This window comes from Ochrobactrum sp. CGA5, assembly GCF_006345815.1.
GTDB lineage: Bacteria > Pseudomonadota > Alphaproteobacteria > Rhizobiales > Rhizobiaceae > Brucella.
On record NZ_VCIG01000038.1, the window covers coordinates 220766 to 234810 of the forward strand.

A 14045-nucleotide genomic window follows, 5' to 3' on the forward strand; every position below is an offset into this window, starting at 1 on the left:
GCTTTTATTTGTGTAACGTCCTGTCACGCAAGGATATTATTTATTCAAACGCTAACCAGGCAGGTTCGGTCATGGGAGGTAAAACGGTCACGCGAGCTGATCTGGCAGAGGCTGTTTACCGAAAGGTAGGCCTTTCCAGAACGGAGTCGGCGGCTCTTGTCGAGATGATCCTCGACGAAGTCTGTGACGCTATCGTCAACGGCGAAACCGTGAAGTTGTCGTCTTTTGCGACATTTCAGGTTCGCGACAAGAACGAGCGCATTGGCCGTAATCCGAAAACAGGCGAGGAGGTTCCAATTCTTCCTCGTCGCGTAATGACCTTCAAAGCTTCCAATGTTCTCAAGCAGCGTATTCTGCAAGAACATCAGAAGCGCGAAACCAAAGGCCAGAAATAATTGCTAGAGTGCTGCCCATCGGGCAGCATTTTATTTTGGCAGTGATCAGCGCAAACCTATGACGGTTTTCTGCGTCCGGTTGACGATTATGCGCGGAGAAGTTCTTTTGTTTTGATCGTCAGGCTCTTCGGGCGGGCGGTCGCTAATTGCATTTGTCGACTATAATTTTGCTACGTTCCCTTCCGCCATGCCTGAAGGGATGCTTATAAAGCTCTGATATTATATAATACATGCAGTGAAGCGAATCGTTTCGCTGATGTTCAAATCTGGAAAGCGACTGGCTTTTCAGAGGGAGTTCGTGTTGCATGCCGTCCGGTTTTGAATGACGTTTGCGCCGTGTCTTTCCACACGCTGGAGTTTGTTAACTCCCGTCTTTTAAAATCCGATGGTAACAAGCGCTTTTCGTGTTACAGACGCGTCCGCGTTGGCAGCGAGTTGAACTATCTGGATCGGCGAGGTTGCGCCGCAACGGCGAAACCTGAACCACTGGAAAGGGCAAGTGGAATGGACAAGAGCCCTGATGCATTCAGGACGATCAGCGAAGTGGCGGACGAGCTCGATCTTCCGCAGCATGTGTTACGTTTCTGGGAAACGCGCTTTACCCAGATCAAGCCCATGAAGCGCGGCGGCGGTCGGCGGTATTACCGACCGCTTGATGTCGAACTGCTCAAGGGAATTCGCCATCTTCTCTACGATCAGGGATACACGATCAAGGGCGTGCAACGTCTGCTCCGTGAAAACAATGCGCAGTTCATAATCGCGCTCGGCAATGGCGATGTTCAAGCCATTGAGGCGATCACACGCCAGAAGCAGGCTGTCTCCGATAAGCGCGCAGCGGAAGAGGCGGCCGATAATGACATGGCTCTGCCAAGCGGTATCAAAGCGCCGCAACCGGCCCGCAAGCTCTTTGGCTTGCTGAAAGGTGAAGAAGACGGTCCCATCGGAGCCGACGGGAAGCGCCCTTCAAAAGATAACCGCTCGCTCCTTCAGGAGGCCTTGTTCGACCTTCTGGAGTGCAAACGTCTTCTCGACCAAGTTCGTTGATCTACGTCGGACCACATAAAAGGGAGGCTTTTGCCTCCCTTGTTATTTTAGCCGACCAGATCAGGTGGACGAGAGCTTCAATCCGATAATTCCAGCGAGGATCAATGTTACGCTGGCGACGCGGAAGAAGGTTGCTGCCTCGCCAAGAATGAAGATGCCGACCACAAACGCACCGACCGCACCGATACCCGTCCAGATTGCATAGGCCGTTCCGAGGGGCAGGCTGCGCATGGCGATAGACAGCAGAATGAAACTTCCGATCATCGTCACGATGGTGATAGCGCTCGGTGTCAGAAGGGAAAAGCCTTCCGATTTTTTCATAAAGTAGGCCCAGACGACTTCAAGAATGCCGGCCACGATCAGATAAAGCCATGCCATTTCAATGCTCCCTCACAGGGTTTCTAAACGGGCCGTCCCGTTGGTAGAGGAAGCGGGAAGGCCGTCCTTCCCGCTGGACTCTCGATGCCCGCAACAGGATCAATGCGCTCTTGAGCAGTCTGAAAAATGCAAAATCGGAATGGTAACCGGTTGATCACCGATTTCACCAAGTTTACCGATAGGTTTGATTGCGAATTGTTCGATCGACCCTGACATAGGACATTTTCCTATGGGGCCGTCCCCGATGCGAACACTGGCACGGGTCGTCCCGCACGAAACTGTAAATAGTGATTCTTCGGCGGAGAGGCAAGAGCGGTGCCGGTCCTATAGAGCCAACAAAAACTTGATCGAACATCCCATGTATCAAGGAGCTTTTTCGGGTATTCTGTCGTTCTCACCAAAGATTATGCCGGGAGATCGATCAATGACCATCTCAAGACGTAATTTCATTGTAACAGCATCTGCTGCCAGCGCCGGATTGGCCTTGTCGCCTCTGGAGCTCACAAAGGCCGAAGCAGAAACAGGCAGTTCCAAAGTGCAACATCCTTCAGAGGTCGGAAATCCGGGCTTTTATCGTTTTCAGTTTGGCAATTTCGAGATCACTACTCTTTCTGATGGACGCCGGGCAGGCGAAGCGCCCGAAAAGACGTATGCGATTAATCAGGACCCGAAAGCGGTTGCTGCACTTCTTGAGGAAAATCTTCTGCCAGCCGACCGTTTCGTCAACAGTTTCACGCCGGTGTTGATCAATACGGGTAACGAGCTTGTCCTGTTTGACACCGGCATGGGAGAAGGTGCCCGCAAAGCGGGATTAGGCAAACTGACCAGTGCGCTCGAGGCTTCGGGCTACAAGACGGACGATGTGTCTCTGGTGGTGCTCAGCCATTTTCATCCCGATCATATCGGTGGATTAATGGAGGACGGCAAGCCAACCTTCGCCAATGCGCGCTACGCCGCAGGACAAAAGGAATTCGACTTCTGGACCGATCCCGCAAGGCTCGACAGTCCCGCCAAGACGGTTGCTGAAATGGTTGCCCAAAACGTGAAGCCACTGGCCGAGAAAATGACGTTTCTGGGTGACGACAGCGAAATCATTTCCGGGATTCGTTCTGTGGCAGCTTATGGCCATACGCCGGGCCATCTGGCTTTCAGAGTCGAGACGGAGGGCAAATCGTTGATGTTGGTTTCGGATACAGCGAATCATTTTGTCATCACATTACAGCGACCCGAATGGCATGTTTCCTTTGATATTGACAAGGAAGCCGCTGTACAGACCCGCAAGCGCATGTTTGATATGATCGCAACGGACAGGCTACCGTTTATCGGCTATCATATGCCGTTTCCGGCGCTCGCCTATCTCAAGCGAGAGGGCGAAGGCTATCGCTACGTTGCTGAAACCTATCAACTGCGCGAGAAGTAGAGCGTTGCGTTCTTTTAACGCCCCCCGGCAACGTCGATGAATGTTCCGGTCACATAGGCGGGGGCGTCGTTCAGCAGCCAGAAAATGGCTTCCGCGACTTCTTCCGCCTTTCCAGCTCTTCCAACCGGTGTACCGGCGCCCAGCCGCGCCGCGCGATGTGGATTACCGCCACTGGCATGAATGTCGGTATCGATCAGGCCGGGACGAACTGCATTGACGCGAATGCCTTTTGGCGCAAGCTCTTTGGACAGACCAGTAGTCAGCGTGTCCGCAGCGCCTTTCGCGCCGGCATAGTCCACGTATTCATACGGTGATCCAAGCCGCGAGGCCATGGACGAAACGATGACGATGGCGCTGCCAGGCTGCAAGCGCCTGGCGGCTTCGCGGGCGCATAGATAGGTGCCGTAAATGTTCACGTCGAAGATGCTTTTCAGACGATCGGCGCTCATATCCGCAAGAGGCATGGTTTGAGCCACGATACCAGCGTTAAGGACGACGCCATCTAACGTACCAAGATCGGCCTCTGCCTTGTCGAACATGGCGAGCACGTCTTGTTCGCTGGATATGTCGCCCCGGATCGCAATCGCCATCGCGCCGAGCTTTGTTGCTTCGGCCACCGTTTGGTGGGCTGCATCTTCGTTTCTTGCGTAGTTGAGAGCAACAGACCAACCTTGCGCCGCACTGCGCAGAACGGTTGCGCGACCGATGCCGCGGCTGCCACCAGTGATCAGGGCATTCTTCATGCTCTCCTCCATGCAATGCATGGCAGAGCTAATCCGATTTGCACGTTGTGTGCAAAGGAAAGATCATATGAAAATAAATGTATAGGGAAGAAAAATGGTCGGAGCGGCGGGATTCGAACCCACGACCCCTTGACCCCCAGTCAAGTGCGCTACCGGGCTGCGCTACGCTCCGAACCGGGGAAAGCCTTAGAATATAAAGGATTTTCCCGCAAGCTCTAAAAGCCTCAAAAAAGAACAAAATGCACACAGGTGCGCGGCGTGGAACAGTTCGGCACTAAAAGGCCCACGCGAATCCCCACGGAGCTTCGCGTTCTGTTCCGGCCCTCAGCGTCATTCTGCTTTCCGTTTTTTCGGCTTGATTGACGATTCGTCACCAGCCGGTTTCATTGCATCCATGGCAGATCGGATATCGTACCTCGGCTTCGTCGCAATCGCTGCAGTCAAACTATGGATACCCTTTGTCCACGAGCGCTAACACTACAGTTGCAAATTCGTCAGGCCGGCATCACGAAGAATGCAACTGTAGTGCTAAGCAGGCGCCAGTGGCAGATGGCGATAATTCGCCTAATTGTGGGAGGTGTGAATCCTCCCATAGTAGCCCCGTCATGGGAGCATTCCTTTTAGAACGTTATCCTTCTTGTAGAAATGATGCCAAAGAGCAGCAAGAGCATGTATACCTGCAACGATAAGAATGAAATTCGCAAGAAATCCGTGGACTTCTTTCACTGTTCCAGAAAGTTCCCTATTAGGAGCCAAGAATTGGGGAATGGTGAATATTCCAAAGAACGAAAGTTCATTTCCTCGAAGCTGGGCAAGCCAAACTCCGAGAATAGGAATAAGAACTAGAAGAATGTAGAGAAGATGATGCGCAGATTTTGCCGCTGTTTTCTCTAGTGGCGACATCGTATCAGGCATCGCAGGCGTGCCGACGAAAGCCCGGACCATAATTCTGTAGGCTACGAAGACCAGTAGCAGAAGCCCTATCGAAATATGCAGCCACCATACAGTGCTGCGTTCAGGAGACCCATGAGGATAAAAGTCTTCACCAAAAGTTACGAGATACGCACAGATCACTAGTAAAAAGACTGACCAGTGCAGAAACTTTTGAACAAGAGTGTATGCGGGGCGTGGCATTTGGCTTCTCCAGTTTAGAATAGTTCTATTCTCTCTTAGATTACGGCGAACGTTTGTCTACTTTTGAGTGAAGTGGATAGATTTTGCATGGGACGTAAGAAATAGCCTTGATGGCAGTTGTTAGCTTAGTGTAGCGACCGCGAAATTCGGGATGCGAAGACGCGAAGCAAAACACTTCTGAACGGTTCCGAGCAAAGTTAGAGAATTTAACATTCCTCTCCGATCAGCAAGATCGGCCAGCCGTCGCCTTGTGGTGGCGGCTTTTCCATTGGAGAGAGCATCCATGCTCAAGCCCTCCAAGAAAGAGCTTAAGGCTCTTAACGAGATAGCCAACAAATCCACGATCAGCGCTGGCGCCCTAAGCAGGCTAGACCATAGCAGGTGCTAGCCAGATTAGTGATCTATCAAGTTTTAGCCGCCCTCAAAAGGCGAAGCATCCGGCAACATCAATGAGGGCTGTCGTGGCGCATACCGCGAGTTGCAAATTGCTGCTCTCCTGATCGTTCTCTGAGCTTGAGTGAAAGGTGATATTTATGTTCCAGCCCTGCACACCCCCATATGATCCCGAAAAGTAGATAAAAATGGCGCCAGTGATCGGTATCGATGACATTGCCGATCAGAACATGCCCGAGATAGGTTGCGTATGCGACCAGCAGAAAAGGCTGCCACGGACGATTGCGGAACAGGAGCTTGAGACCTATCCCGAGCGTAAGGAATGTCAGCGTCAGAAAAGCGATGAAGCCGATCCAGCCATAGTCGAGCACTGCCTTAAGCCATATGTTGTGTGTATCCTCACCGAACATCGGCCCGAACTCGAGCGGGCCTATGCCGAGCGGATGTTGTGTGGCGAGGATCATTCCAAGCCAGTGCCGGGCGAAGCGACCAAGTCTTGCGCTGTCATAGCTTTGTTCGAGACGCGCGCGCTCGCGGAAGAAATCGCCCATGCCGGGAATTTGCAGAATAATAAGGATCGCGAGAATGATTGTCACGATTGCGAGCAGAGCGATCAGTATCAGGCGCAGCCGAAAGCGGTCGCTGTTGCTTTGTAGGAACAGGACGCCGAACAGGATCGCGAAGGAAAGGGGAACCATCGCCCATGCCGCACGGGAGAAGGATACCAGAACGCCGAGCGTGAGCAGACAGCAGAACGGCAGATAAACCATGACATCACGTACGCCGCCGCGCATGATGCGGTAAAGCGTCCAAGTCAGAGGCAAAATCAGGAAAGGTCCGTAAACGTTGGGGTCCTGAAATGCGCCCTGCGCACGTCCGTAGCGAGTGAAGATTTCGGCGCCCGGAAAAAGACCCAGATAGCCAGCAATACCGAGGATGGAAGAAAGCACGCCGACAAGGAGATAGGCATTGAAGATGGTTTTCAAACGCCGGTAGTCCCCCTCGATGGCGGCGGCAAAGAACACGGACGTGATAGCCAGAAAAAGCGAAACGGCGATGTAGAGCGGCGCTTTCTTGACGTCAGCCATCTGCATGACGGATATCATGCCGCCGAAATTGAACACGACAAACAGAGCGAGAAGCACGAGACTGGTGCGCGTCAATCGCAATCCGCACAGCAATGCCAGCGCAATCAGGCAAACCATGTAGAGTTCATAGGGAGCCGGTTCGCTCATCACGAAACCGAGCAGAAAAACGCCCAAGCCTATTGCAATATTGGCGACAAGACGATTGAGCGCGCGTTTGCGCGATACATCCGCCAGCAGCATCACGGCTGGACGTGAATTGCCGTCAAACCGTTGTGCCGCGCTGGTCAATAGGCATTTTCCGTGTTGAGAAGACGTATCGGCGTCAGGAACAGAATCTTGAGATCGAGCCAGAGCGACCAGTTCTCGATATAATAAAGATCGAATTCCGTGCGCATGCGGATCTTGTTTTCATTGTCGATTTCGCCGCGCCAGCCATTGATCTGCGCCCAGCCGGTAACACCTGGCTTCACGCGGTGACGCGCGAAATAGCCGTCGACAACCTCGTTATAGAGCACATTATGTGAATGGGCTGCGACCGCGTGCGGGCGCGGACCGACCAGCGATAGAGAACCGGCGAGAACATTGAAGAACTGTGGCAGTTCATCAATGGAAGCTTTGCGGATGAAACGCCCGACGCGGGTCACGCGAGGGTCATCCTTCGTAACAGCCTGCTTGGCGGTCGGGTCGCACATCTCGGTGTACATAGACCGGAACTTCCAGACATTGATGACTTCATTATTGAAGCCATGCCGCTTCTGTTTGAAGATCACAGGGCCGTTGCTGTCCAGTTTGATGGCGATTGCGGTGCCGACCATGATCGGCGACAGAAGAATGATACCAAAAATGCTGAAGACAACGTCGAAGACTCGTTTGGCGACGGAATCCCAATCATTGATGGGTTTGTCGAAAATGTCCAACATCGGCACCGCGCCGACATAGGAATATGAACGCGGACGGAACCGCAGGTGGTTATTGAGCGCGGACAGCCGGATGTCGACCGGAAGAACCCAAAGCTTTTTGAGCAGGGCGAGCACACGGGCTTCGGCGCTGATCGGGAGCGACACGATCAGCATATCGATGTGAGCGATACGGGCGAACTCGATCAGCTCGTTGATATTGCCAAGCTTCGGATAGCCCGCAACGATAGGTGGAGAGCGCTTGTCGTCGCGGTCATCGAAGATGCCGCAGATGCGGATATCATTGTCGGGCTGCTGTTCGAGCGAGCGAATGAGTGCTTCCGCATTGGGACCACCGCCCACGATAACGGCGCGGCGCTCCATAGTGCCGTTACGTGCCCAGCGCTTGATCTTCCATGCGATGAAAACACGGGAAATCAACAGCACTACACAGGCACTGATCGCCCAGTAGACAAACCAGCCGCGTGAGAAATCGGACGAAGCTTTCATCAGGAAGCCGGCAATGGCAAGGGTGCCAAGCACGGCTGCCCAACTAATGAAAAGCCGTCGCAGATAGCGACCGGGGCTGCGTAACACGTTTATCTGATAGCCATCATTGAATTCCATCAGCAAGACGAAAAGCGCGCCCCCGGCCAGCATGATCAGCGGGTAATAGAGGATCAGATGCGTGCGGATACCGACATAGAGCAGGAAACTGAGAATGCCGCAGAAAAAGACAATCCCGAACTCCACCATACGCATGACGCCGCTCAACATCAGTGGCGAAAACGTATCGCGCTGATATTGCTCAGCCATCTGGCGTGCCAGTGGGCTGAGTTCTACTGGATCCTTCGGTTTGGAATCTTGCCCAGAAGTTGGCTTGCTGCTGGCTTCTATGGCTTTGCGGCCAAAAGGAGAAAGCGCATCATTGTCTCGCACAACATTGCCCCTGATCGTGAACTGATAGCCTGTTAATTAGACCGAGAGTCCTAAGCAGAATATAAACATCGCATGTCAAGCTTTTTGCTTAGGTAAACACTCAATTAAATACTCAATTGAAAGCCATTATTGTTAGCAATTACTAAAATAACATGCGTGATGCCCATACCGCCATAGCATTGGCGACGAGACGAGGCTACGGCGGTTGTCGCAATCCAAGCCAACGCAAGACTTGCCTTGTATAACTATATTGCCTAGGACGGTGATATGAAACCGTTGGACGATAAAGTTGCAAGCGGCATTTTGCCGTCGAACTGTTCGGCACATGTTGCCGTCAACAGGCCTGCTTTGTTTCCACTCCTGATCGGCACCAGATCGGACGATGTCATGGGGTTGCTGCGCGCCTGACCGCACAGCGACCCAAAAAATCCTGACGAGAGCAATTCACGCTGCGATCTTGCAAGGTCGCATTAACTGTTTGTTTTAATGCGCTTTATCCATCCCGGTTCTGGGGCTTCGGACGGCGCTCAAGGGTTGATCATGACTATCTGGGCCGAACTGGCTAGAGCGGGCAATCATGCCGGCGATGAAATTTTGTTGCGAAAACGCGGTTACATCTACGAAATCCGTTATAACGGCCTGGAATTGATGTCTAATGTCAATTTTCAGTCAGAGACGGTGCTGGCCGAAAGATCGCTTCGTCTGCACGGACGGCCAGTGTCGCATATGCTCATCGGTGGACTTGGAATGGGCTTCACGCTTCGGGCTGCACTCGATTTGCTGTGCCCGGATTCCAGGGTCACTGTTTGCGAACTCGTCCCGGAGATCGTGGACTGGAACCGGACCTATATTGGGCATCTCGCTGATCATCCATTGAACGATCCTCGCGTCGAGGTCCGGGTTGCCGACGTTATGGATGTTCTTCGCACGGAACCAGACAAATACGATGCCATATTGATGGATACGGATAACGGGCCGGACTTTACTGTTCGGTCGGCTAATGGAGCAATCTACCAGGATGATGGTCTGAGACTGGTGAAAAGGGCGCTGAAACCAAACGGCATCGCCGCATTTTGGTCGGCAACCATATCAGACCCGTTTGAAGACAAGCTCGATACGCTGCCTTGGGAATGGCAGCGGGAGGACATCTCGCTCATTGGCGGGCGTGCGGATGCCTTCCACCATATCTACTTTGCCGCGCGGGGTGGATTTCGATCCCAGTTTGAACGGTCGCTCTCTGCATCAGAACCTTTCGCTGCAATGGCGGACTGAGGGAAGCCCCTTCAATCTTCCGGTGCTGTTCGGTCTGGATGGGCTTCGTAGTATATCGTCTCGATCGAGTGCGCCATGGATTGCAGGCTGAAACGCTCATGCAGCCGTGTCATATCGGGCATCGCAGCGCGAAATGTTGCCATATCTTCTGCAACATCCTGCATCTTGTTCGCGAGTGTATCTTCCTCAGGCTCCACCAGTGCCGCCGACTGTGGTCCGAAGACTTCGGGAATGCCGCCGACATTGCTGGCGATGACGGGCTTCGCGGCGGCCAGTGCCTCGAGAACGATATAGGGGAACGCTTCGGCGCGCGATGGAATTACCATTATCCGCCCCAAAGCAAACGCGTCTCGCGCAGCCATTCCGGGCAGAAAGCGTATTTGCCCGGAAACTCCCAGCTTGGCGGCAAGATTGACGAAATCGGGCTTTTCCGTCCCGTCTCCCACCATTGTTGCGGTGAAATTGCGCTGATGCTGGTCTTGCAGCCGCGCAAGGGCACGAATCAGAAGGTCCGGCCCCTTCAGTTCGCGCATGGTGCCGACAAAGAGAAAATCGCTGGCATCGGGCGCGTCTGCGACAGGTATGAATTCGTCCTCGCCTAAGCCGTTATAAACGACGGCATAGAGGCCGTAGGGCCGTCCTACCTTTTCTTCGTATATACGCTTTTCAAAGTTGGAAACGAACATCACCGCATCGGTGATCGGAGCCAGCATTCTCTCGACCAGAAAGACGGCGCCGCCGCGGCGCGTCTTGCGATCGAAATGCAGGCTACCGCCATGCGGCGAATAGATACGGGCTACGCGAGACCTGAAAACCCGTAAGGCTGAGCCGAACAATCGCGCATAGACACCGCCTTTGGCGCCGTGTCCGTGCAATATGTCCGGCCGCAATTTCTTGATGATACGATATGTTTTAAACGCTGCCGCTGCGTCGCCAAGTCCGACGTGGCGCTGCATGGCAATGCGATGAAGGCCGAGCGCGAGCTTGGGCCGTAACTTTTCCAAGAGTGCGTCTTCGCGCGGACCACCTGTCGTTGCGTCGCACACGATGCCGACTGCGTGGCCATTTTCCGCTTGCAGGCCCACGAGATCGCGAACGTGACGGAAGAGCCCGCCGGTCGGCTCGCGAAAACAGTGGACGATACGCAGTGGGGAGGCATTGGTGTCATCAGCCATCAATCGCCATCAGAACAGACGTTCGCGCACATATATCGTGTCGCCCGGCAGGATAGGATCGGAAATCAGCACACGCCCGGTAAGAACCTTGCCGTTGAACTGACGCGTAATATCTATGTTCTCCTGATTGGCGCGAGGGCTGAAACCACCCGCGGCGGCGATTGCCTTTTGCGCGGTCATGCCAGGAACATAGGAATACTGGCCAGCGGCGCCGACTTCGCCCATCACGAAGATCGGGCGATAGCGGTCGATTTCAACACTGACATCTGGATCACGCAGATATCCGCCGCGCAGCTTTGATGCGATCATGCCTTCGAGCTGTTTGGATGTCTTGCCACGTGCCGGAATGCTGCCGACGAGCGGGAAGGCGATATAGCCAGCCTGATCGACACTATAGGTGTTTGTAAGGCTTGGTTGTTCGAAAACCGTGATGCGCACGCGATCACCGGCGTCCAGCATGTAAGGCTGGTTCAGCGCTTCGTGGAAAGCAGGCGGGGCAGGGCGATAGCTGGAACAGGCGGAAAGCGTCATGGCGGCAAGGCCTAGCGCCACAAGCAGAACATGGCCTTTGCGCTTGTTATGAGTTGTCTTCGCCGTCATCTTCCGCCTCGGTTCTTCCGAAAAGCAATATGTCTTACGAACGCAATCGACGCAGTATTGACAGCGCGATTACGAATATCGGTTGCAAGCGTTATCGATTGATTAGGGTTAATGGCTGGTAAAGAAGACAGAGGTTGGCACAAAATCTTTATGTCTCACCTGTCACCGGGGGCTTATCCTGTTTAACCCTCTGGTTACCTTGTTCCTTTACCTTCCGGCCAGGTTCGGGGGTGCATTACCCCATGCGGGCGAGAGCGATCATGCGCGCAGGCGCACTCGCGAAGTCCATGGAGAATGGGGAATGGCAGAAGTCGATCCGTTATCAAGGGATGCAGATATTGATATCGGCGCGCTGTTCTTCAGCTTGCGCCGTCATTGGCTGTTCATTGTCGTTGGCGCGCTTCTCATGGCGGCGCTTGCATGGGCCATCTGCCTTCTTCTCACGCCGGATTATCGCGCTGAAGCGCGTATCATGATCGAGGCTCGCGAATCCATCTATACCCGCCCCAATGGCGAAACAGCAGCCGAGCGACCCGTCTTCGACGCCGAAGGTGTAAAAAGCCAGGTCGAGGTGTTCTCTTCCGGCGACCTTCTCAAGAAAGTTTCCGACGAACTCAAGCTGACCAGCGATGAAGCCTTTACGGCGACGGATGTGAAGCCGTGGACCCGCGCCTTCATCATGCTTGGTATGCGGACCGATCCCGCACGACTGACCCCGGAAGAACGGGTCTTGCGGAAGCTGCGCAAGAACATGGAGGTCTTCGCTGTCTCCGCTTCGCGCGTGATCGTTGTACAATACAATTCGGCAAACCCTGAAACGGCCAAGAAAGTCGCCAATGCGTTGGCCAATCAGTACATTCTGTTTCAACAGGCCGCGAAGCTGGAATCGAACGACGATGCCACTAGCTGGCTCGCACCCGAAATTGACGACTTGCGCAACCGTGTGCGCGATGCGGAAAAGAAGGTGGCGGATTATCGCGCTTCACGGGGACTTTTGACAGGGCAGAGCAACAGCACAATTGCGACGCAACAGCTATCGGAAGTTTCGACCGAACTTACACGCGTTCGCACCAGCCGCGCTTCGGCGGAGGCAAAGGCTGAAAGCATTCGCAAGGTGCTTGCCTCGGGTGCGCCCATCGATACGCTGCCGGATGTTGTCGCTTCCAGTATGATGCAGCGTCTCGCTGAAAGGCGCATCCAGCTCAATGCCCAGATTGCCGACCTTTCCACGACACTTCTGGACGGTCATCCTCGCATCAAGGCACTGCGCTCTCAGCTTGCCGATCTCGACCAGCAGATCAGGATCGAAGGCCGCAAGCTGGTTGTCAGTCTCGATAATGAAGTCTCCGCAGCAAAGCTTCGCGAGGACGAACTCAATCGCGAGCTTAACCGCGTGAAGGCACAGGCGGCGCAAGCGGGCGATCAGGAAGTTGAATTACGGGCATTGGAGCGCGAGGCGGCGGCCCAGCGTCAGCTTTTGGAAACCTATTTGACGCGCTATCGCGAAGCCGCGTCGCGCACCGACCGCAATTATGTGCCGGTTGATGCCCGGGTTTTCTCAACCGCCGAAGCGCCCGCAGTGCCCTATTATCCAATGATATTGCCGATTGTCGGCGCGACGTTTGCGGCTGGATTGCTCCTGCTGTCGATTTTCGTTCTCCTGCGAGAGTTGTTCAGCGGACGTGCTTTCGAGACGGTCGATGGCCGGAGAATTAAAGCCGTTGATGAAATTGAGATGCCGGTCATCGCTGCCGCCGCTGAGGCTGCTGCCGTGCCGCCGTCCAGAGCCGAACGCCGCGATACGGCTGCCGAGGAGACAATTGCGGTGCCGCGCCGTACTTGGACTATGCCGTTTGCGGCGAAGCCGCCGGTTCCCGGAACAAGGAAATCCATAGAGGAGTTTCCCATGGTCAAGCAGCGCGAGACTAAGCAGCCTGATACGAAACCGCGTAATCCAAACGGTGTGGAGGCGGTTGCCGATCTGTTGTCCGGCGGAAAGTTGAAACGTATCGTAGTCGTATCTCCAGAAGGTGATAGAGCCTCGGCGGGCACGGTACGTCTGCTCCGTGAATTCGCGGACCGTGGCAAGCGTGCGATTCTCGTGGACATGACCGCACAGGGAACTGTTGGCCTCGCGATGCTGGACGGTGCTCATCTGCCTGGCATTACCGAACTTCTGTCCGGCGAGCGCCGCTTCAACGAAGTTATCCACAGTGACCGGTTCTCGCAGGCTCACGTCGTTCCGCTGGGAGAGGCCGATCCAGAAACCGCCATGCGTTCTGCTGATCGTCTCCCGCTCATTCTGGATGCGCTGGAAACAGTCTACGATTTTGTATTGGTGGAATGCGGTCCGTCATCTTCGCAACAGATAAGACGCATCGCCGATGGCCCAACAACCGTCGTCATGAGTATTGTCGATCCGGATGATAAAGGCGTAGCGCTGTCCGCTCTCGATCTCGATCAGGGTGGTTACGAAGACGTCGTCATTCTGATGGACGACGCTACCTGATTGCTAAATGTGACTCCGAAACAGTGGCTTAGGCCACGCTCCTGAATCAGATTGCTAAC

13 protein-coding genes and 1 tRNA gene are annotated in these 14045 nt (G+C 54.2%); 6 read left to right on the forward strand and 8 right to left on the reverse strand.

All coding sequences use genetic code 11. The features are described from left to right. The first annotated feature begins 71 nt into the window (after positions 1–71). Complete coding sequence (locus FJQ48_RS13985) at positions 72–395, forward strand: integration host factor subunit alpha (RefSeq protein WP_139975619.1); 324 nt, start codon at positions 72–74, stop codon at positions 393–395. Positions 396–899: 504 nt separating this feature from the next. Continuing rightward, the gene (locus FJQ48_RS13990; RefSeq protein WP_139975620.1) at positions 900–1439 is read left to right on the forward strand and encodes a MerR family transcriptional regulator; all 540 of its coding nucleotides are present in this window, start codon (positions 900–902) and stop codon (positions 1437–1439) included. A gap of 60 nt (positions 1440–1499) precedes the next feature. Here FJQ48_RS13990 and sugE read toward each other — a convergent pair whose 3' ends face one another. Continuing rightward, positions 1500–1817 (reverse strand): quaternary ammonium compound efflux SMR transporter SugE, encoded by a 318-nt coding sequence (gene sugE / locus FJQ48_RS13995; RefSeq protein ID WP_139975621.1) that lies wholly within the window; start codon positions 1815–1817, stop codon positions 1500–1502. A 424-nt stretch (positions 1818–2241) separates the two neighbouring features. Between sugE and FJQ48_RS14005 the strand changes: the two genes are divergently transcribed. After that, positions 2242–3237: an MBL fold metallo-hydrolase gene (locus FJQ48_RS14005; protein WP_139975622.1), complete on the forward strand. Its 996-nt coding sequence runs from the start codon at positions 2242–2244 to the stop codon at positions 3235–3237. 14 nt (positions 3238–3251) lie between these two features. Here FJQ48_RS14005 and FJQ48_RS14010 read toward each other — a convergent pair whose 3' ends face one another. From FJQ48_RS14010 to FJQ48_RS14030, 5 genes are all read right to left on the reverse strand, one after another. Continuing rightward, complete coding sequence (locus FJQ48_RS14010) at positions 3252–3980, reverse strand: SDR family oxidoreductase (RefSeq protein WP_139975623.1); 729 nt, start codon at positions 3978–3980, stop codon at positions 3252–3254. 95 nt (positions 3981–4075) lie between these two features. Further along, positions 4076–4152 (reverse strand) — tRNA-Pro (locus tag FJQ48_RS14015). Between the two features lie 431 nt (positions 4153–4583). Next, positions 4584–5114, reverse strand: a complete 531-nt coding sequence (locus FJQ48_RS14020) for a cytochrome b (RefSeq protein WP_139975624.1) — start codon at positions 5112–5114, stop codon at positions 4584–4586. A gap of 446 nt (positions 5115–5560) precedes the next feature. Beyond that, the gene (locus FJQ48_RS14025; protein WP_139975625.1) at positions 5561–6883 is read right to left on the reverse strand and encodes an O-antigen ligase family protein; all 1323 of its coding nucleotides are present in this window, start codon (positions 6881–6883) and stop codon (positions 5561–5563) included. Further along, positions 6880–8430 carry an undecaprenyl-phosphate glucose phosphotransferase gene (locus FJQ48_RS14030; protein ID WP_139975626.1) on the reverse strand — a complete coding sequence of 517 codons (1551 nt, stop codon included), beginning with the start codon at positions 8428–8430 and terminating at the stop codon, positions 6880–6882. Before FJQ48_RS14030 ends, FJQ48_RS14025 begins: the two co-directional genes overlap by 4 nt. 267 nt (positions 8431–8697) lie before the next feature. Between FJQ48_RS14030 and FJQ48_RS22425 the strand changes: the two genes are divergently transcribed. Both FJQ48_RS22425 and FJQ48_RS14035 read left to right on the forward strand, forming a co-directional pair. Continuing rightward, positions 8698–8838, forward strand: coding sequence for a hypothetical protein (locus tag FJQ48_RS22425; RefSeq protein WP_180350211.1), 141 nt, complete (start codon positions 8698–8700; stop codon positions 8836–8838). A 132-nt stretch (positions 8839–8970) separates the two neighbouring features. Next, positions 8971–9702 (forward strand): hypothetical protein, encoded by a 732-nt coding sequence (locus tag FJQ48_RS14035; protein ID WP_139975627.1) that lies wholly within the window; start codon positions 8971–8973, stop codon positions 9700–9702. 11 nt (positions 9703–9713) lie between these two features. Here the strand turns inward: FJQ48_RS14035 and FJQ48_RS14040 are convergent, their stop codons facing one another. Both FJQ48_RS14040 and FJQ48_RS14045 read right to left on the reverse strand, forming a co-directional pair. Then, positions 9714–10877, reverse strand: coding sequence for a glycosyltransferase (locus FJQ48_RS14040; RefSeq protein ID WP_139975628.1), 1164 nt, complete (start codon positions 10875–10877; stop codon positions 9714–9716). A 9-nt stretch (positions 10878–10886) separates the two neighbouring features. Then, positions 10887–11477 carry a polysaccharide biosynthesis/export family protein gene (locus FJQ48_RS14045; RefSeq protein WP_139975629.1) on the reverse strand — a complete coding sequence of 197 codons (591 nt, stop codon included), beginning with the start codon at positions 11475–11477 and terminating at the stop codon, positions 10887–10889. A 301-nt stretch (positions 11478–11778) separates the two neighbouring features. Between FJQ48_RS14045 and FJQ48_RS14050 the strand changes: the two genes are divergently transcribed. Further along, positions 11779–13986 (forward strand): exopolysaccharide transport family protein, encoded by a 2208-nt coding sequence (locus FJQ48_RS14050; RefSeq protein WP_139975630.1) that lies wholly within the window; start codon positions 11779–11781, stop codon positions 13984–13986. The last annotated feature ends 59 nt before the right edge of the window (positions 13987–14045 follow it).